The sequence below is a fragment of the Halobacterium sp. KA-4 genome (genome assembly GCF_021028995.1).
Lineage (GTDB): Archaea > Halobacteriota > Halobacteria > Halobacteriales > Halobacteriaceae > Halobacterium.
Genome location: NZ_JAJJZG010000008.1, coordinates 1 through 17,073, shown reverse-complemented (window position 1 = coordinate 17,073; position 17,073 = coordinate 1). Strand labels below are relative to the sequence as shown.

Genomic DNA, 17,073 nt, shown 5'->3' with positions numbered 1-17,073 from the left:
GCCACCGCTATGTGTGGATGGTTCACATGGAGCAAATAAGGTCTTAGGCCGCGTATTAGGCGAATACGCCAGTCCTGAAACACGCGGGATTTATAATCTTCGAAGGGGCATCTTCGGACGCTATGGGACAGACGCTCACGGAGAAAATCCTCGACGACCACCTCGTCGAGGGCGAACTCGAGCCCGGTGAGGAAATCGGGATCGAGATCGATCAGACGCTCTCCCAGGACACCACTGGGACGATGGTCTGGCTGCAGTTCGAAGCCCTCGAAATGGACGAAGTCCAGACGGAACTCGCGGCTCAGTACTGCGACCACCAGACCTATCAGTTCGACTTCAAGAACACCGACGACCACCGCTTCCTGCGCTCGGCAGCCGGTACGTACGGCGCGTACTTCTCCCGACCAGGGAACGGCATCTGCCACAACGTCCACAAGGAGAACTTCGCCGCACCCGGCAAGACGCTCCTCGGTTCGGACAGCCACACGCCGACCCCCGGCGGGCTCGGTCAGCTCGCCATCGGCGCTGGCGGCATCGACATCGCCGTGGCGATGGGCGGCGGCGCCTACCACGTCGAGATGCCGGAAGTCGTCAACGTCCGCCTCGAAGGCGAGCTCCCCGAGTGGGCCACCGCCAAGGACGTCATCCTCGAGCTCCTCCGTCGCCTCTCCGTGAAGGGCGGCGTCGGCAAGGTGCTCGAATACACGGGTCCGGGCGTGGAGACGCTCTCGGTGCCCGAACGCACCACCATCACGAACATGGGCACCGAACTGGGCGCCACCTCCTCCATCTTCCCGACCGACGAGAAGACCGAGGAGTGGCTCGCGCAGTTCGACCGCGAGGACGAATTCGTCGACCTCAGCCCCGACGAGGACGCCGAGTACGCCGACGAAATCGTCGTCGACCTCTCGGACCTCGAACCGCTCGTCGCGAAGCCGTCGATGCCCGACGAAGTCGTCCCCGTCCGCGAGGTCGAGGGCGAACAGGTCGAACAGGTCATCGTCGGCTCCTGTACGAACGGCGCCTACGAGGACATCCTGCCCTCGGCGAAGATGCTGGAAGGCCGTCAGATCAACGCCGGCACCGAGATGATCGTCGCGCCCGGCTCCAAGCAGGCCTCCGAGATGCTCGCCCGTGAAGGCTGGACCGCCGAGATGATGGCGGCCGGCGTCAACTTCTCCGAGGCGACCTGCGGTGCCTGTATCGGCATCGGCCACGTTCCGGCCAGCGACTCCGTCTCGCTGCGGACGTTCAACCGGAACTTCGAGGGCCGCTCGGGCATCGAGGACGACTCGGTGTACCTCTGCTCGCCGGAAGTCGCCACCGCGGCGGCCATCGCCGGCGAAATCGTCGACCCGCGCGACCTCGCCGACGAACTCGGCGACCTCGAAGCGCCCGGCTTCGAGCTCGCGGACAAGTACTCCGCGGGCTACGGCGCGGACGACCCGGACATCATCACGCCCGACGAGGCCATCGACGACGAGCTCATCAAGGGCCCGAACATCTCCAGTGTGCCCGTCAAGGACCCCATCGACGAGGACGTCTCCGGCGAGACGCTCCTGAAGATGGGCGACAACATCACGACGGACCACATCATCCCGGCGACCTCCGACATCCTCAAGTTCCGCTCGAACATCGAGCGGCTCTCGGAGTTCACGCTCTCGCGCATCGACGACACGTTCGCCGAGCGCGCGAAGAACGCCGGTAGCAGCGTGCTCGTCGCGGGCGAGAACTACGGTCAGGGTTCCTCCCGCGAGCACGCGGCGATGTGCCCGATGTTCCTCGGCGTGGAAGCGGTGCTCGCACAGAGCTTCGCGCGCATCCACAAGGCCAACCTGTTCAACTTCGGCCTGATTCCGCTCACCATCGACGAGGAGACCTACGAGCGCATCGAGCAGGGCGACGACGTCGAAATCGTCGACGACGCCCGCGCGGGCGTCGAGTCCGGCCAGGAGGAGTTCACCATCCGCGTGAACGACGACTGGGAGGCGACCGCCTACCTCGACGCGTCCGACCGCGAGCGCCGTACGCTCGCGGCCGGCGGGAAGCTCTCGCTGACGAAGCAGCGCCACGGCGACAGTGGCGCGACGAGCTCCGCCGACGACTAAGCGCCTCGACTTTCTCTCCTTTCTTTCTCGGCCCGACAGCGACGGCGCCGTGCAATCTTCGGCTGCCACAGCGCCTTTATTCGCGGTGTCCATAGGGGGGAGCGTGACGACCGTCGCACCGCCGTCGTCGGACACGGCCATCCGGCAGGCGACCCGCGCGGACCTGCTTGACGTGTTCGGCATCGAGAAGGAGGTGTTCGACCAGCCGTGGCCGTACTCGGCGTTCGAGCGGCAGGTCGGGACGCCCGCGTTCCTCGTCAGCGAGACGGGTGGCCCCGTCGCCGCGAACGGCGAGATTACGGGCTACGTCGTCGCGGACACGATTCCGAACCACCGCCAACCCCTCGGCCACGTCAAGGACATCGCGGTTCACCCGGACAGCCGCGGCGAGGGCATCGGTGCGGCACTGTTGCGGCGCTCGCTGTCCGCGCTCGCCGGGCAGGGCGTCCGTAGCGTGAAACTCGAAGTCCGGCGGAGCAACGACGCCGCGATGAACCTCTACGAGAAACACGGCTTCGAGTACCTGCGCACGCTCCCGCAGTACTACTCGGACGGCGAGGACGCCTACGTGCTCGTCGCGAACCTCGAAGACCGTGACGCGTTTTAGGCGGTAGCCCCTCTCCCCGCGCATGGGCTACGAGTGTCCGGTCTGCGGCGTCGACGAGGCGGACGGCGAACACCTCGCGAACCACCTCGCGTTCACGGCGCTGGTCCGCGGCGGCGACCACGAGGCGTGGCTGGACGACACCGTCCCGGACTGGGAGGACCGCGACCCCGAGTCGCTGGCCCCCGACGTGACCGAGCACGCCGAGGAGACGGACACCGAGACGGTGACCGAACCGCACGGCCACGAGATGCCGGCCGTCGAACAGCACGGCGACGCCGACCTCTCCGGGGAGGCCGCCGCGATTCTCGACGAAGCACAGGACATCACCGAGCAGCTCCACGAGTCGTCGCTGGCGAGCCCCGACCCCGAGGACGGCGACGACGACTCCGAAACCCAGTAGGGCGTCCAGACTGTTCGTTCGCGCATGACAGAGACGCGTGGCGTGCTCGCGCCGACGACCGAAGCCGAGGTCCGCGAGCGCTTCGAGGGCGTGGGGCCGGCCGCACAGACAGTCACCCGCGAGGTCGCACGCGCGATGGAACTCTCCAAGGAGGAGTACGACGAGCGCGTCACCAGCGACGTCGTGGGCGCCGCCCGCGAAGCCATGTTCGCCTCGCTCCTCGAAGTCGAGGTCGGCGACTACGAAGAGTTCGAGGCCGCGAAAGTCGACCACCCCGACGCGGAAGTCCACGAGAACGGGAGCACCGAAGTGGACAACGCCGCGTGGCACTACGTGCCGTTCGCGGACGCGCTGGTGGCGACGACGTTTCAGAACGAGCCCGACGCCGCCGTCGCGACGCTGCGCCGCATCGCGTTCAGCAACTTCTACGAGCCGGTCCTCTGACTACCGCGACACCTGGTAGTCCGGACAGCACTCCGCGAAGTCCGCGTCGGGCGCCGAACACCGCCCCGTGCAGGGGTGGTCGATGTGGCGTTTCAGCGCGCGAGCAGCTTCCTCGGAGAGCGCGCCGCCGATGGAGTCGGTGTCGACGCTGTCGAGCCCGAGGTCGTCGGTCGTGAAGTTCTCGACGAGACACCGCTTCCACATGAGTTCGCGCGTGACCGTCTCGCCGTCGCCGGTGAGCGTCGCGCCCTCGTAGCGCTCGTAGTCGACGAGTCCGCGCTCCGCGAAGTCGGTCATGCGCTCGGTGACGGTCGCGGGGTCGACGTCGAGCCGGTCGGCGACCTCCCCGGTCTTGGCTGGGCGTCCCTCCTGGGCGGACACCAGCAGGATGGCGCTGAGGTAGCGGCCGGCCGTCTTCGAGAGCTCTCCCCCACTCATCTCGCGTGTTGGTCCGCCCCTCGGAGGGAAAAGGCTGTTCCCGGCCACGCCGAGTCCCCGGGAGGCTTTGTAGGCGGGTGCGTACGGCCGGCCATGCGCGACCACGACTGGCCGGTCGTCGACGCCGTGACCGAGTACGAGACGAGCTGGTACGACGGCGGCTACGACCGCGTCGAGCAGCCCGACGGCTCGCTGAAAGACTACTACTGGGCCGAACTCCCGCCGGCGGTCGTCGTCGTCGCCGTCGACGACGGGGACGTGTTGTTCGTCGACCAGTACCGACCGACGATTCGCGAGCAGTGCATGGAATTGGTTGCAGGAATCGTAGAGGAATCGAGTGAAGAAACAGCGGACGTCGCGCCCACCCCGAACCGCGAGTCGTACGTCTCGGCGGGCCGCCGCGAACTCCGCGAGGAGACGGGCTACGAGGCCGACGACGTCCACTTCCTCGAGTCGTTCTGGACGGCGACGGGCGTGCTCCGCCACCAGCGCGGCATCGTCTTCGCGGAGGGACTCACAGAAGTCGGCCGCGACCTCGACGACAACGAGTTCCTCTCCGTCGAGCGCGTGCCCGTCGAGGAGGCGCTCTCGGTGGCTCGCGCGCCACCAGCGAACGACGCCACCATCGAGGGCTTGCTGCTGGCGCAGGCCGACGGCTACCTGTGAACCGCAGCGACGGCGAGCACCGGGTGGCGGTGCTCGTGGTCGTCCTCGCGCTCCTCCCGTCGCGGGTCTCGCATCGGAACGTTGACGTTTCTACGTGGCATGGTAAAACATAACATGACCAGCCCCTTCGTCGTTGTGGCAGTCGCGTTCCTTCCCCGACCGCAAGCCGTAACTCCGCGTAGACCCAGGTACGGCACATGGACGGCGAGATTTCCGCCGACGAACTCGAAGCACTCCTCGACGATGGCGAGGACGTCCGCATCGTCGACATCCGCCCGCGGGCGGCCTTCGAGCGCGGTCACATCCCGAACAGCGAGAACATCCCGTTCTCCGACCTCCCCCAGTCCGTCGACCAACTCGAGGGCGCGGACCGCGTCGTCACCGTCTGCCCCCACGGGCAGGCCAGCCAGCAAGCCGCGCGACTCGTCAAGTCCTACGAGGGCCTCGACGAGGACGCGCGCGTCGAGAGCCTCGCCAGCGGCATCACCGGCTGGGACGGCGAGGTCGCCGCTAACGAGAGCGACGAAGGCCCCGACACCGAATCCGCGACCGAATCCCCGTTCTGAACGCTGCGCTGGTCTTCTGGAATAACTAAACTGGGGAACCGTGCGGCTCGGCAGCGCGAATACTGAGAGAGAAGTGGTGGACGTCGACGCGCGGGTTAGGCGACGTTGAAGCCCTTGTCGCGGAGGAAGTCCTCCACGCGCCCCGAGTGGTTGCCTTGGAGTTCGATTTCGCCGTCCTCGACAGTGCCGCCGCACGCGAACTTCGACTTGAGGTCCGACGACAGGCTGTCGAGGTCGACGTCGTTGGGGTCGAATCCTTCGATGACGGTAACTTCCTTTCCGTAGCGTCGCTCGTCGATGCGGATTTCGATTTGCTGGGACTCTTTAGCGACGTCCTCGCAGACGCAGAGTTCCTCGGGCAACCCGCACGTCGAGCACACCTCAGACATTACACGTGTGCGTACGAAATCCGCCTATTAAACACTATCGCCGAGGGTCGGGCAGGCGGCTGTTTTCGGCGGCCAGCGACCGCGCGAGCCGTCTCGCTTCGGCGGCGTCGGCTCTGTCGACGCGACCCGCGTACCGCGCGCGCTCTCTGAGGGCCGCAACCCGGCGCGCTCGGTCGTCAGCGCGGACGTCGGCGACGAAGTCGCGGACCGTCTCTCCGGGTTCGCGCTCGCGGTGCTGGCGTTCGAGGACGTACTCCACGCGCTCGAAGGCCCCCTCGACTTCCTCGCGGGGGTCGCCGCGGGGTAGCCACCGCAGCCACACCGCCCGGTAGGCACGCGCGGTGAGTCCGGAGTACCGTGCCCCCGCGACCGCACCGCCGACGAGCACGCCCCAGACCAGCAGCGTCGACGCCGGCGGCAGCGTCGGCCCACCACTGCTCCCCGTCGCTCCATTCGGACCAGTCGGCGGAGTCACGTTCGCCGGGTCCGAACCCTCGCCTTCGAGGTTGCCGACGCCGTACGCGGCCTGTTCAGTCGGCGCGTCCGACTCGCCGACGCCGGCGCTCGTCGTCTCGGTTCTCGTCATCGTGGTCGTCTCGTTCGTCGGCGTCCACGTGCCATCCTCGCTGCCCGCCGCGTCGACGCCCTCGGTCCCGCTCGCGCGCGCCTCTGTGATGCGCTGCTGTTCGACGGTCGTGCGCTCGCCGCTCGGCGTCGGGTCGAAGCGCACCCAGCCGCGGTCCGGCACGTACACCTCGACCCACGCGTGCGAGTCCAGTCCCCGCACTACCCACTCGTCCTCGGCGACCTGCTGGCCGGGCGTGAAGCCGGTGACGAACCGCGCGGGCACGCCCTGCGAGCGCAACATGACGGTCATCGCGCTGGCGAAGTACGTGCAGTAGCCGGGCGCGTCCCCGAGCACGAACTCGGTGACGAGGTCGTCGTCGGGCTTCGGCGCGTCCAGCGAGTACTGCTTGTTCGCCTCCAGCCAGCGCTCGACGGCGGCCGCGCGCTCGGAGTTCGACTCTGCACCCTCGGTCAGCGACGCCGCGAGGTCGACCACACGGTCGTCCGTGCTGTCCGGCAACTGGAGGTACGTCGCCGCGACGCGGTCGGGGACTGCACCCGTCTCCCGCGAGAGGTCGACGGAATCGTTGACCGGGCGCTGGCTCTCGACGACGTAGGTGTCCCCGGACCGCAGCGTCGGCCCATTCACGAGCAGGCCACCGTCGACCACTTCGGCGTCGATGCCGCTCACGGACTGCGGAACGGGCGCGGACGGCAGCACGTCCAGCGTGCGCTCGGCGGTGATGCGCTGGCGCACGCGCTCCCCGGTCGGCGATGGCGTCGTCCCCGAGCCGACGTCCGCGGTCCGCACCCAGCCGTCGCCCGTGTAGCGGTCGTAGACGCCCGCCCGGTAGTAGGATGCGCGCTCGGACCCGACGACGAACTGGACGCGCGGGTCGAGGTCGAGGCTGCCGCCCACGCCGACGTAGCCGTCCGCGCTCACGAGGCTGCCCGCGCTCGGGTTCGACGACGACGCCGGCACGAGCGGCGACTGTCCGCCCGGCACCGCGGTCACCGTCGCCGACCCGACTACCATCACCGCGAGCACGACCGTCAACACCTGCGTCTGTCGCGCGCTCGCGGCGTGTGCGGCGAGCGTGCCGAACCCGACCGCGCCCGCCGCCGCGAGCACGCCGACGAGCGTCGTGGTCGTCGTGCTGTCCCCAGTCAACACGAAGAACCCGAGCGTCGCCGCCGCGACCCCCGCTGCTCGCGTGTACTGCCCGCGGAACGCGAGGTACGCCGCGAGGAACGTCGGTGCGGGCGCGACCGCGGTCGCCCACGCGCCCGCGGCGGGCATCCGCAGCACGGAGTAGCCGGTCAGCAGCGCGACCGTGTCCTGCAGGACGCGCAGCGGCGACAGCGCGTCGAAGTACGCCGGCGGAACCGCCGACAGGTAGAGCGCGAGGCCGCCCACCAGTATTGCCGACGCCAGTCCGAGCGCGTGCGTCCACGGGAGTGCCCGCAGCACGCCCGCCAGGACGACCGCGCCGACCACCGCCCCGACGAACAGCGTCGGGTCGTCGACGACCGTGACGACGTCGTACAACACCGAGAGGTACGCCGCGACGACGACGGCGACGCAGCCGCCCGCTGCGACGCTCCGCCACGAAACCGACCAGTCGCTCGCGGCGTCTCGAACGCGCGCGGTGCTCACGCCGACACCTCCCCGCGGTTCGCGGGACGCTCGTTACTCGCTCGCTCCGGTCCGGCGCCGCGGCCGACGAACTCCGTGTACCGGTAGTCCGTCCCGCCGACGGTCACGGTGACGTGCTCGCCGCTCTCCGGCGCGTGCACGACGACGTCGGCGTTGTCTCTGCGGTGTTGGGGGAGCCGGCCGCGCTCGAACGTCGCGAGCGCGCCGAGCAGCCGGCGGCGGTGCGGGTCGCCGTGCGCCGGTTCGACGTTCCCGGACGCGGTTGCCACGCCGACGGCGACGCCCGCGTCGAGGAGGTGGACGGCGACGCTCGCGGCGGCCTCCGCGACGGAGTCCGCTCGCGGCCCGACCGCCTCCGCCGCGACGGTCACGCGGTTGGTCGCGCCCTCGCCGGCGTACTTGGTGACGGCGAAGTCGTTCGGGCGCTTCGCCGACGCCTTCCAGTTGATGTCGCGCAGGGGGTCGCCGCGCTCGTACTCGCGGACGCCCGCGAACTGCTCCCGGTCGTCGGTCACGCCCACGTACCCCGACAGGAGCGCCGCCGTGTCACGGAGTTCGTGGACGCGCGGGAACACCGTCACGCGCTCCTGCGTGCCGGCGACGAACCCCACGTTCCACAGCCCGAACGGGTCGGTCGCGCGCACCGAGCACGGGCCGACGGAGCCGACGCCGCGCTCGGCTAACTCGACGTCGTAGGTCAGCGTGCGCCCGTCCGCCTCGGCGTCTCGCTCGCTGTCGCCGCGCAGCCCGTCGGAGAGCCGGTCCCGAATCGTCGCCGGGTACGGCTGCGCCGCGTCGACGACCAGTTCGACGGTCCGCCGGTCGCCCTGATAGCCCTCGCTCGGCGCGGTTCGTTCGACGCTGGGTTCCGGGAACGTGTGGACGTAGAGCCGCGTCACCCCCAGAAGCGCGGCCGCTGGCACGACGACGGCGTTCAGGCTGCGGCCGCCGAACGCGTACCCGAGCACGACGCCGAGCACGGCGACCGCGAGCACCGCCTTCCCGCGGCGCGTGAGCTTCGTCGTCGCCATGCTACTCCACGGCGACCCGCTGGAGCGCTCGCTGCACGAGCGTCCGCGCCGGCTCCCCGCCGAGCGTCCCGCCGGCCTCCGCGCGGATGCGGTGCGCGAGTACTGGCTCGGCTTCGGCCTGCACGTCGTCGGGCACCACGTAGTCGCGGCCGTCGAGGACCGCGCGGCCCTGCGACGCCCGGAGGAGCGAAATCGAGCCACGGGGGCTGACGCCGAGCGCGGCATGGTCGCGGGTGTACCGCGCCAGCTCCGTGACGTACTCCTTGACGGGACGGGCGACCTCCACGCCCGCGGTTGCGGCGCGAGCGCGCCGGAGGTCCTCGACGGACGCCACGGCCTCGATGTCGTCGATTGGGTGGCCGCCGACCGCGCGGTCGAGCACGTCGATTTCCTGCTCGCGGCCCGGGTAGCCGAGTCGGAGTTTCTTCATGAAGCGGTCCAGTTCCGCGACCGGGAGTTCGTACGCGCGGTCGCGCTCGACGGCGTTCTGGGTCGCGACCACGACGAACGGGTCCGGGAGTGCGCGCGTCTCGCCGTCCGCAGTCACCTGCGCCTCCTCCATCGCCTCCAGCAGCGACGACTGGGTCTTCGGCGGCGCGCGATTGATTTCGTCCGCCAGCAGCACGTTCGCGAACACCGGCCCGGGCTGGAACTCGAACTCGCGGGTCTTCTCGTTGAACACGTTCACGCCCGTGACGTCCGTCGGCAGCAGATCGGGCGTGAATTGGACGCGCCGGAAGTCGCCGTCGAACGAGCGCGCGACCGACCGCGCGAGCATCGTCTTCCCGACGCCCGGGACGTCTTCGAGGAGGACGTGGCCGCCGCCGAGGACGGCCGTCAGGACGTGCTCGATGGTGTCGTGCTGGTCCACGACGACGGTCTCGATGTTCTCGACGACGCGGCCCGCGAGGTCGCCGGCGTCCGGTATCGACATCGCGGTCGTCGCGCCGCCCCGCGAATCGGCGACGGTGTGGGTATCGTGTGCGTCTGTCATGGTATGCGAGCGCCGGGCGGCGGTCGTCAGTTGTCGAACGGTAGGAGAGCAGTCACTTGTATGTTTCTCGGTCACACACGACAGTGCCGGTTCACGACCAGCGCTTGCAGGCCGCACATACGCGCTCGCCGTCGTCCAGCCAGCGACGGCCCGCGGCCTCGCCGCAGGCCTCGCAGACCGATGCGTCGCTCCACGAACTCGTCACGGGCGCGGCGTCGGTCGCGTCGGCACTGTCGCGCTCCTCCTCCTGCTCGCTCTCGGTCTCCTCGGGCGCGAACGCGTCGAGCGTGGCGTCGTCGGACACACCCCCAGATTCGGCGGCGACCGACATAACCGTCCCGGAGCATCTAAGGCACCGGCTCACACACGGCCGCACATGGTCTGGTTCATCGACAACGCCGTCTCGCTCGCCGAGAACATCGTCACCGCCGCCAGCACGGACCCGATTTCGGCCGCGCTCGTCCTCGTCGGCGGTGCCCTCGTCACGCTCGCCGCCGGCGGCTTCGGCGCGCTCACCCTCGGCGCGCTCGCCGAATCGCTCGTTCCCGACACCGCCACGCAGCGCCAGCGCCGCGCCCAGTAGTTACACGTCCGCAGCGTCGAACGCGTCCGCGAGCAACGACACTGCTTTCTCCCGGTCCGGTCCGAGCGGCGACGCCGCTACCACGCTGTCGACGTGCTCCCCCACCGCCGCCAACTGCTCGGCGACGTCCTCGGGGTCGCCCGCGATGCAGAACGCTGCCAGCATCTGCTCGGATACCTTCTCGAACGCCGCCGAGAACTCGCCGGCTTCGATGGCGTCGCCGATGTCGCTCGCGCGCTCGGCGTCGATACCGTGGCGCTCCAGCACGGGCGGTGCTGCGCCCGCCGCGATGAACGCGACCGGCGGCCGCGCCGCCTCCAGCGCAGCGTCGGCGTCCTCCGCGATGGAGACCGACGCGAACGCCGCGACGTCCGGGTCTCCGTCCACCACCCGGTCGGCTTCGCCCTCCGCGACGCGGTCGGCCGACCACGCGAGGTCCTTCTCGTGGCTCGCGTTCACCAGCACGCCGTCCGCGTGCTTGCCCGCCATCCGGAGCATGTGCGGGCCCTGCGCGCCCACGTACACCGGGACCTCGCCGACCTCGTAGTTCAGGCCGGCGTCCCGCGCGACGAACGTCCCGTCATGGTCGACGCGCTCGCCCGCCCACAGGTCCTGCAAGACTTTCATCGCCTCCAGCACCCGGCGCAACGGCCGGTCGCGCTCCACGCCGAGGTTGCGCAGCGTCGACGCGTCGCCCGCGCCCAGCCCCAGCACTGCGCGCCCGTCGCTCACTTCGTCGACGGTCGCGACCTGCGACGCGAGTTTCACAGGGTGCGTGTCGTAGGGGTTCGCCACTCCCGGGCCGAGTTGCACGTCCTCGGTGCTGGCGGCGATGCGGTCGAGCGCGACGAACGGGTCGCGGTTGTTGTAGTGGCACGACGCGAACACCGCGTCGAATCCGGCCGCCTCCGCCTGCGAGGCGAGGTCGGCGACCTCGCTGACGGGAATCTCGGGGGCCAGCTCAATCCCGCGCATACTCCCACCCCCGGAGCGCCTGCCGCACGAAATCACCGTCGACCTCGCGGTACAACTCCTCGCTGCCGTCGTGGTTGCCGAAATCGAACTCCCGCACGACGACGACGGGCGTGCCGCCGTCGCCCTCGCCGGAGACGAGGTTCGCGGTCGCCGCGAGTTCGTCCACCACGCTCTCGACGGTGACTTCGAGTTCGTGGCCGTCGCGGTCCGTCTCACCGCGCCAGTCCCGGGATGCTGGCATCCCCGCCCAGCCGAGCGCGACGCCGCGCTGGCCGTGCCGGAACGGCCGCCCGGACGTGTCGGTCACGACCACCGCGACGTCCGCATCCAAGCCCTCACGGATGTGCTCGGCGCTCTCCGTCGGATTTTCGGGGAGCAACAGTAAGTCGGCGCCGCCCGTATTCGACCGGTCGATGCCGGCGTTCACGCCGACGTGACCGAACGTCGTCTCCGTCAACAGGAACGGCGCCTCCATCAGCAGGTCCACGGACTCCTCGAGGACGGCCTGCGCGAACCGGGGGTCCTTCTGTTCGCCCGTAATCTCGCTCAGGCGGTCGGCGATTTCACGGGCGCGCGGCCCCGCTGGGTAGTCCGACAGCGACGCCGTCCGTCCTTCGGCCTTCGAGACGACCGTGCTGGCGACGCAGACGACGTCGCCGTCCTGCAGGTCGGTGCGCTCGGCGACGAGGTCGGCGAGACTGTCGCCCGAACGCACCTCCGGAAACTCCGGCACCGCGAACGCGTGCATACTCGGCCTTCGGCGCCCCTCACAAAAGCCCCGGCGGTACCGGACACGACGGCCACTCTACGCTCGCACCACGGAGACGTCGACGTCGCTACCGTCGACGTCCACGGTCAGCATCGTCGCCTCCTCGGCTGGCTCGGCACCGGTCGCGCTCCCCGGGTTCAGGAGGCGGACGCCGTCGACGGTCTCGTCGGTGACCTCGTGCGTATGCCCGGAGATACCGATAGCGTCCTCGTCGTCGCGCTCTTCGCGAACGGTTTCTAGGACGCGGTCCTCGTAGCCGGACAGCGGACCGCTGCCGTGCACGACGACGAACTGCCGGTCTTCGACCCACAGCGTCTCCACTGCGGGCAGCCCCAGCGAGACGGGGTCCATGTTCCCGCGGACGGCCACGAGGTCGCCGCCGGCCAGCGACTCGACAGTTTCGTAGGCGGCTTCGCTGTCGAAGTCGCCGGCGTGGACGACGACGTCCGCGTCCTCCAGTTCCTGTTCGACGAACCCCGGAATCTCGGGTTCGCGGGACGGCACGTGCGTGTCGCTGACGACTGCGAGACGGCGCATACCCCGGGCTTCGACGGCCAGCAAGAAATACGTTGAAGCCGCTGGACGGGAGTGAAAGGCTCTTCTCCCGGGAGCCCCTACCGTACTCCCGGGCGACGGTGACGAGGAGTTACCCCCTCCGAGCCCCTTGTGACGAGGCCTTTCTCCCGAGTCGCCCGTCTCAGAACGCACCAGCGACGGCTGTGGCTTGCAGGCGGCGTTCGAGTCCGCGAGCCGGTCCGCCGCCGTTCCGCGTCCGCCGGCCCGCGGCGACTGTCAGGTCACAGGCCGGGTTGGCTCCGCTCTCCTACTTGAACCTACGTAGCCGACGAGCAAGCATCCGCGAGCGCCATATGGCGCTCGCGGTTCACTCGCGGCGAAGCCGCGAGGCCGACGAGCGACCATAGGAAGCGAGGAGTGCTTTTTCCGCAAGTTTTTGCCAGCGAGCGGCCGCAGGCGCCCTCCCACAGCAAAAAGTGCGTTCTAGAAAACAGTGCGCTGGCAGCTCCCACAGAGGTGCTGTTCTTTCCGGTCGACTTCCTGAACGGTGGGGGAGAAGTTCATCGCGCAGCGGTTGTTGTCGCAGTGTTCGAGGCCGAGCGTGTGCCCGAGTTCGTGGACGACTTCCTTGCGGACGCGGTCCGCGAAGACGTCGCTGGCGGGGCGTTCGGAGAAGCCGCCGTCGCTGGACGTCTGGAGGCGGTACGTGGAGACGACGCAGCCGCGGCCGTCGAGGTACGCGAGCCCGAAGACGTAGTTGCGGCGGCGGTAGTAGAGGTCTTCGGGGGTGATGGCGATGGTCTTGTCGCCGCTGCCGGCGCGGGTGGCGACGTCGATGAATTCGGCGGCGCGGTACTGGCCGCGGGCGTCGTCGTACGCGCTCTCGGGGACGGGTTGTTCTGTCGCGACGACGACGTCGCAGTCGTAGATACTCCGAAGGCTGGCGGAGGCCTCGCGTTTGACGTTCGCGGGAACGTCGCCGACGGGCACGATGTCGACCCGCATCAAGACGAAGTTAAGCGGCGTGAGGCATAAACATCCCGGCATGGGTAACCCACCCGCGGTCGTGGACGCGCTCGCCGGCTACGAGCGACTCGTCGAGGTCGGCGTGGGCCAGCGGCCGGACGTGGCAGCCGAATTAGCGGCGCGCGGGCGGGATGTGACCGCGACGGACGTCCACGAGCGCGAGTGCCCCGAGGGCGTCGCGTTCGTACGCGACGACGTGACCGACCCCGATTCCGCGGTGTACGCGGATGCAGACGCCGTGTACGCGCTGAACTGTCCACCGGAACTCCACAGCGCGCTCGTCGCCGTGGCGGAGACAGCGGACGCGACGTGTCTGTTCACGACGCTGGGCGGCGACCAACCCACAGTTCCAGTCGAACGACGGACCGTCGCCTCGGGGACGCTGTACGTCGCACGGGAGCGCGGCGATGCGGCGCGTCCGGGGACGTAACTGTCTTTTCGGCGGGCCGCGTCGGTGGTGGTATGGAAGTGGACGCGGTCGTGCTCGACGTCGACGGCGTGCTCGTGGACGTCGCGGACTCCTACAGGCGCGCCATCGTAGAGTCGGTCCAGTACGTCTACGGGGACACCATCGAGAAGGCCGCCGTCCAGCAATTCAAGGACGCGGGCGGGTTCAACAACGACTGGACGCTGACGGACGCGGCGGCGCTGTTCGTGCTCGCCTCGCGCGAGGGGTACACGGGCGATGTCGGCGAATTCACGGACCAGGTCGCCGCACACGGCGGTGGACTGGCGGGCGCGGAGGAAGTCGTCGAGTCCCACCTCGACCCGGGCGGCGTCGAGCGCGTGCGCGAGGACTGGCGCCCCGACCGGCTCCGCGAGGTGTTCCAGCAGCTCTACCTCGGCACCGACCTCTACGAGGAACTGGAAGGGAAGGAACCCGACCTCCCCGCAGAGGAGGGGTACATCAACGACGAGCCGGTCATCGTGACGCCCGAGACAGTCGACGCACTCACCAGCCAGTTCCCGGTCTGCGTGCTGACGGGCCGCCCCGAGGCGGAGGCCGAAATCGCGCTGGACCGCGTGGGGCTGGACGTACCCGACGAGTACCGGTTCACGATGGACGACTGGGAGGAGGGGAAGCCGAATCCGCGGGCGCTGATTGCGCTCGCGGAGCGCACGGGCGCGGAGTCAGTCGCGTTCGTCGGGGACACCCTCGACGACATCGAGACGGTGGTGAACGCGCGAGAGGCCGACCCGGACCGGACGTACTACGCGTTCGGCGTGCTCACGGGCGGGCTGACGGGGCCGGAGGGCCGCCGGAAGTACGAGGACGCGGGCGCGGACGGCGTGCTCGACTCCATCAACGACCTCCCCGAGGTCGTCGACCCGCGGTAGCACGGCCACATCGCATAACACGCTGGCCGTCGCAGCCACCCACATGGACGAACTCGTGACGATTCTCCGCGAGCAGGAAGCCGGCCCAGTGCACATCGAAGTCGACGACGAGTGGGAGCACGATGTCGAACTCGAGGAAGCCGAAGAAGGCGAACAGGGGTTCTACGCCGAGGGCCGCGACCTGGAGGCGGACAACGTCCTGTTCCGGTTCACGACGCCAAAGACCAGCGACGAGCACGTGACCGTCGAGCGCCGCCACGCCCGCGACGACGAGTGGGAGGAACTCGGGAAACTCACGGGCGTGGACGTCGAGACCCACATCGGATAGTCGCCCACACAATTCTTAACCGCGCGCCGGGAGACAGTGAGGTATGCGAATCGCGTTACTTGGCGGGACTGGCGACATCGGCGAAGGGCTGGCGCTGCGGTGGGCGTACGACACCGACCACGACATCGTGGTCGGCTCGCGGGACCCCGAGCGGGCCCGCGGGAAGGCCGAAGAGTACGAGACCGAGTTGGACAGCCGCGGCGTCGACGAGAAAATCACAGGGTTCGCCAACGAGATGGCGGCCGACCGCGCGGACGTCGTGGTGCTGGCGGTGCCGCCGTACCACGTCTCCGACCTCGTCGAAGAAATCGCGGACCGCCTCGACGAGGACACGCTCCTGGTGTCGCCCGCCGTCGGCATGAAGAAGCGCGAGGGCGGCTTCGACTACAACCCGCCGAGCGCGGGCAGCGTCACCGAACTCGTCGCGGAGACCGCACCCGACGAGGTGTCCGTGGTGGGCGCGTTCCAGAATCTCGCGGCCGACCGGCTGGCGAACCTCGACGTCGAGTTAGACCTCGACACGCTCGTCGTCGGCGACGACGGCGACGCCAAGCAGAACGTCGTCGACCTCGCCGCGGGCATCGAGGGCATCCGCGCGCTCGACGCGGGCCCGCTGTCGAACGCCGCCGAGGTGGAGTCGCTGACGCCGCTGCTCGTCGACCTCGCACTCCACAACGAGGGTCTACACGACGTCGGCGTCACGTTCGAGTGACGCGGCGGTTCTGAATTTCTCCAGCAGCGCGTCCGCATCTTCCGCGACCAGGCGAATCATCGCTTCCTTCCCGATTGCGCCGCGGTCGACGACGGCGTCGGGCGCGCGCTCCCGGTCGGCCATCGCGTCGCGAGCGGCCCAGTCCATCGTCCCGTCGGCGTCCGCGGGCTCCTCGGTGCGGTCGGTGAGTTCGACGTCCCAGCGCTCGCGCAGTGCCGACTCGCGCGCCCGGCTCCAGCGGACGTTCCCGGCGGCGGAAATCCGCGGGTCGTGCTCGCGGACGCCGAGCAGGAAGCGCGCGATGTGGCTGGACGCGCCCGGCGCGACGCCGCCCGTGGCACGCACACCGCGGCTCGTCGCGTGCAGTCGGCCGTCGACGGCGACCACGTCCTCGGGTTCTGTGGCGTCAGCCGGCGCGACGGCGACGTTCGTCCCGACTTCGGGCACGAGTTCGGGCGGCCACTCACGTTCGAGCGCAGCGACGACATCGCGGACCGCGTCGATGGCGTCGGTCGTGTTGGGGCTCACGCCCGCACGTGCGCCGTCGGCGACGACGCGTCGGTCTGCGATTGCGGCGTGGTCGACAGGGCCAGCGCCCGACCCGAGCGAGAGGTCCGACGCGATGGCGCGTGCGGTGGCATCGACGCCGCGCTCGACGGCAACTTCGGGCTCGTCGCCGCTGGCGAGGTACGCGGCGATGGCTGCGGAGAGCGTGCAGCCGGAGCCGTGTGTGTCCTCGGTGTCGACGCGCTCGCGGGAGAACGCACGGGTCGTCTCGCCGGCGTAGACGTCCACGGGGTCGCCGTCGAGGTGGCCGCCGGTCAGCAGGACCGCATCCGGGCCGAGGTCGCGGACGGCGTCGGCGGCCTCGCGGAGGTCGGCGTCGTCCTCGATTGTGACGTCCGCGAGGAGTTCGGCCTCGGGGACGTTCGGCGTGGCGACTGTGGCTTCCGGGAGGA

The 17,073-nt window shown here is 69.6% G+C and carries 22 protein-coding genes; 11 read left to right on the top strand and 11 right to left on the bottom strand.

What is annotated here, in order from left to right; all coding sequences use genetic code 11:
* The first annotated feature begins 122 nt into the window (after window positions 1–122).
* From LPA44_RS09570 to LPA44_RS09555, 4 genes are all read left to right on the top strand, one after another.
* The gene (locus LPA44_RS09570) at window positions 123–2,108 is read left to right on the top strand and encodes an aconitate hydratase (protein ID WP_230889363.1); all 1,986 of its coding nucleotides are present in this window, start codon (window positions 123–125) and stop codon (window positions 2,106–2,108) included.
* Between the two features lie 103 nt (window positions 2,109–2,211).
* Entirely contained in the window at window positions 2,212–2,715 is a 504-nt protein-coding gene (gene rimI, locus LPA44_RS09565; RefSeq protein ID WP_230889362.1) for a ribosomal protein S18-alanine N-acetyltransferase, read from the top strand.
* Between the two features lie 22 nt (window positions 2,716–2,737).
* Entirely contained in the window at window positions 2,738–3,115 is a 378-nt protein-coding gene (locus LPA44_RS09560) for a DUF5810 domain-containing protein (RefSeq protein WP_230889361.1), read from the top strand.
* 24 nt (window positions 3,116–3,139) lie between these two features.
* Window positions 3,140–3,559, top strand: coding sequence for a DUF5809 family protein (locus LPA44_RS09555; protein ID WP_230889360.1), 420 nt, complete (start codon window positions 3,140–3,142; stop codon window positions 3,557–3,559).
* Here the strand turns inward: LPA44_RS09555 and LPA44_RS09550 are convergent, their stop codons facing one another.
* Entirely contained in the window at window positions 3,560–3,997 is a 438-nt protein-coding gene (locus LPA44_RS09550) for a metal-dependent transcriptional regulator (protein WP_230889359.1), read from the bottom strand.
* Between the two features lie 93 nt (window positions 3,998–4,090).
* Between LPA44_RS09550 and LPA44_RS09545 the strand changes: the two genes are divergently transcribed.
* A complete protein-coding gene (locus tag LPA44_RS09545; protein ID WP_230889358.1) occupies window positions 4,091–4,663 on the top strand; it encodes an NUDIX hydrolase in 573 nt (190 codons plus the stop codon).
* Between the two features lie 197 nt (window positions 4,664–4,860).
* Entirely contained in the window at window positions 4,861–5,229 is a 369-nt protein-coding gene (locus LPA44_RS09540; RefSeq protein ID WP_230889357.1) for a rhodanese-like domain-containing protein, read from the top strand.
* Window positions 5,230–5,324: 95 nt separating this feature from the next.
* Here LPA44_RS09540 and yciH read toward each other — a convergent pair whose 3' ends face one another.
* The 5 genes from yciH to LPA44_RS09515 form a co-directional block, all read right to left on the bottom strand.
* Entirely contained in the window at window positions 5,325–5,618 is a 294-nt protein-coding gene (yciH, locus tag LPA44_RS09535; RefSeq protein ID WP_058980746.1) for a stress response translation initiation inhibitor YciH, read from the bottom strand.
* Between the two features lie 34 nt (window positions 5,619–5,652).
* Window positions 5,653–7,842, bottom strand: coding sequence for a transglutaminase TgpA family protein (locus tag LPA44_RS09530; protein WP_230889356.1), 2,190 nt, complete (start codon window positions 7,840–7,842; stop codon window positions 5,653–5,655).
* Entirely contained in the window at window positions 7,839–8,873 is a 1,035-nt protein-coding gene (locus LPA44_RS09525; RefSeq protein WP_230889355.1) for a DUF58 domain-containing protein, read from the bottom strand. The genes LPA44_RS09530 and LPA44_RS09525 overlap by 4 nt, the downstream gene beginning before the upstream one ends.
* A 1-nt stretch (window position 8,874) precedes the next feature.
* The gene (locus tag LPA44_RS09520; protein WP_442903377.1) at window positions 8,875–9,867 is read right to left on the bottom strand and encodes an AAA family ATPase; all 993 of its coding nucleotides are present in this window, start codon (window positions 9,865–9,867) and stop codon (window positions 8,875–8,877) included.
* A 91-nt stretch (window positions 9,868–9,958) separates the two neighbouring features.
* Window positions 9,959–10,171, bottom strand: coding sequence for a DUF7573 domain-containing protein (locus LPA44_RS09515; protein WP_230889354.1), 213 nt, complete (start codon window positions 10,169–10,171; stop codon window positions 9,959–9,961).
* A gap of 72 nt (window positions 10,172–10,243) precedes the next feature.
* On the opposite strand from LPA44_RS09515, the gene LPA44_RS09510 reads away from it, so the two are divergent.
* The gene (locus tag LPA44_RS09510; protein WP_230889353.1) at window positions 10,244–10,450 is read left to right on the top strand and encodes a hypothetical protein; all 207 of its coding nucleotides are present in this window, start codon (window positions 10,244–10,246) and stop codon (window positions 10,448–10,450) included.
* Here LPA44_RS09510 and LPA44_RS09505 read toward each other — a convergent pair whose 3' ends face one another.
* From LPA44_RS09505 to LPA44_RS09490, 4 genes are all read right to left on the bottom strand, one after another.
* Window positions 10,451–11,425, bottom strand: a complete 975-nt coding sequence (locus LPA44_RS09505; RefSeq protein ID WP_230889352.1) for a 5,10-methylenetetrahydromethanopterin reductase — start codon at window positions 11,423–11,425, stop codon at window positions 10,451–10,453.
* Window positions 11,412–12,173: a coenzyme F420-0:L-glutamate ligase gene (locus LPA44_RS09500; protein ID WP_230889351.1), complete on the bottom strand. Its 762-nt coding sequence runs from the start codon at window positions 12,171–12,173 to the stop codon at window positions 11,412–11,414. Before LPA44_RS09500 ends, LPA44_RS09505 begins: the two co-directional genes overlap by 14 nt.
* Before the next feature lie 57 nt (window positions 12,174–12,230).
* The gene (locus LPA44_RS09495) at window positions 12,231–12,731 is read right to left on the bottom strand and encodes a metallophosphoesterase family protein (protein WP_230889350.1); all 501 of its coding nucleotides are present in this window, start codon (window positions 12,729–12,731) and stop codon (window positions 12,231–12,233) included.
* Between the two features lie 462 nt (window positions 12,732–13,193).
* On the bottom strand, window positions 13,194–13,715 hold the full coding sequence (locus LPA44_RS09490) for an archaemetzincin family Zn-dependent metalloprotease (protein WP_230889349.1): 522 nt from the start codon (window positions 13,713–13,715) through the stop codon (window positions 13,194–13,196).
* Window positions 13,716–13,755: 40 nt separating this feature from the next.
* Here LPA44_RS09490 and LPA44_RS09485 point away from each other — a divergent pair, with 40 nt between their 5' ends.
* Genes LPA44_RS09485 through npdG form a run of 4 tightly spaced genes read left to right on the top strand, consistent with a single transcriptional unit; the run spans window position 13,756 to window position 16,114 of the window.
* A complete protein-coding gene (locus LPA44_RS09485; RefSeq protein WP_230889348.1) occupies window positions 13,756–14,166 on the top strand; it encodes a UPF0146 family protein in 411 nt (136 codons plus the stop codon).
* Between the two features lie 32 nt (window positions 14,167–14,198).
* Entirely contained in the window at window positions 14,199–15,074 is an 876-nt protein-coding gene (locus LPA44_RS09480) for a TIGR01548 family HAD-type hydrolase (protein ID WP_230889347.1), read from the top strand.
* Window positions 15,075–15,117: 43 nt separating this feature from the next.
* On the top strand, window positions 15,118–15,402 hold the full coding sequence (locus LPA44_RS09475) for a hypothetical protein (protein ID WP_230889346.1): 285 nt from the start codon (window positions 15,118–15,120) through the stop codon (window positions 15,400–15,402).
* A 43-nt stretch (window positions 15,403–15,445) separates the two neighbouring features.
* On the top strand, window positions 15,446–16,114 hold the full coding sequence (gene npdG, locus LPA44_RS09470; RefSeq protein ID WP_230889345.1) for an NADPH-dependent F420 reductase: 669 nt from the start codon (window positions 15,446–15,448) through the stop codon (window positions 16,112–16,114).
* Here the strand turns inward: npdG and LPA44_RS09465 are convergent.
* Window positions 16,085–17,073, bottom strand: a 989-nt coding sequence (locus LPA44_RS09465; protein ID WP_230889344.1) for a PfkB family carbohydrate kinase, incomplete at its 5' end; no start/stop codon positions are given. The genes npdG and LPA44_RS09465 overlap by 30 nt on opposite strands.

Excerpts from the sequence above, each read along its gene's own strand:
- LPA44_RS09570 (WP_230889363.1), top strand. The coding sequence starts at position 123 with ATGGGACAGACGCTCACGGAGAAAATCCTCGACGACCACCTCGTCGAG.
- LPA44_RS09560 (WP_230889361.1), top strand. The coding sequence starts at position 2,738 with ATGGGCTACGAGTGTCCGGTCTGCGGCGTCGACGAGGCGGACGGCGAA.
- LPA44_RS09555 (WP_230889360.1), top strand. The coding sequence starts at position 3,140 with ATGACAGAGACGCGTGGCGTGCTCGCGCCGACGACCGAAGCCGAGGTC.
- LPA44_RS09550 (WP_230889359.1), bottom strand. The coding sequence starts at position 3,997 with ATGAGTGGGGGAGAGCTCTCGAAGACGGCCGGCCGCTACCTCAGCGCC.
- LPA44_RS09545 (WP_230889358.1), top strand. The coding sequence starts at position 4,091 with ATGCGCGACCACGACTGGCCGGTCGTCGACGCCGTGACCGAGTACGAG.
- LPA44_RS09540 (WP_230889357.1), top strand. The coding sequence starts at position 4,861 with ATGGACGGCGAGATTTCCGCCGACGAACTCGAAGCACTCCTCGACGAT.
- yciH (WP_058980746.1), bottom strand. The coding sequence starts at position 5,618 with ATGTCTGAGGTGTGCTCGACGTGCGGGTTGCCCGAGGAACTCTGCGTC.
- LPA44_RS09525 (WP_230889355.1), bottom strand. The coding sequence starts at position 8,873 with ATGGCGACGACGAAGCTCACGCGCCGCGGGAAGGCGGTGCTCGCGGTC.
- LPA44_RS09520 (WP_442903377.1), bottom strand. The coding sequence starts at position 9,867 with ATGACAGACGCACACGATACCCACACCGTCGCCGATTCGCGGGGCGGC.
- LPA44_RS09510 (WP_230889353.1), top strand. The coding sequence starts at position 10,244 with ATGGTCTGGTTCATCGACAACGCCGTCTCGCTCGCCGAGAACATCGTC.
- LPA44_RS09505 (WP_230889352.1), bottom strand. The coding sequence starts at position 11,425 with ATGCGCGGGATTGAGCTGGCCCCCGAGATTCCCGTCAGCGAGGTCGCC.
- LPA44_RS09500 (WP_230889351.1), bottom strand. The coding sequence starts at position 12,173 with ATGCACGCGTTCGCGGTGCCGGAGTTTCCGGAGGTGCGTTCGGGCGAC.
- LPA44_RS09495 (WP_230889350.1), bottom strand. The coding sequence starts at position 12,731 with ATGCGCCGTCTCGCAGTCGTCAGCGACACGCACGTGCCGTCCCGCGAA.
- LPA44_RS09490 (WP_230889349.1), bottom strand. The coding sequence starts at position 13,715 with ATGCGGGTCGACATCGTGCCCGTCGGCGACGTTCCCGCGAACGTCAAA.
- LPA44_RS09485 (WP_230889348.1), top strand. The coding sequence starts at position 13,756 with ATGGGTAACCCACCCGCGGTCGTGGACGCGCTCGCCGGCTACGAGCGA.
- LPA44_RS09480 (WP_230889347.1), top strand. The coding sequence starts at position 14,199 with ATGGAAGTGGACGCGGTCGTGCTCGACGTCGACGGCGTGCTCGTGGAC.
- LPA44_RS09475 (WP_230889346.1), top strand. The coding sequence starts at position 15,118 with ATGGACGAACTCGTGACGATTCTCCGCGAGCAGGAAGCCGGCCCAGTG.
- npdG (WP_230889345.1), top strand. The coding sequence starts at position 15,446 with ATGCGAATCGCGTTACTTGGCGGGACTGGCGACATCGGCGAAGGGCTG.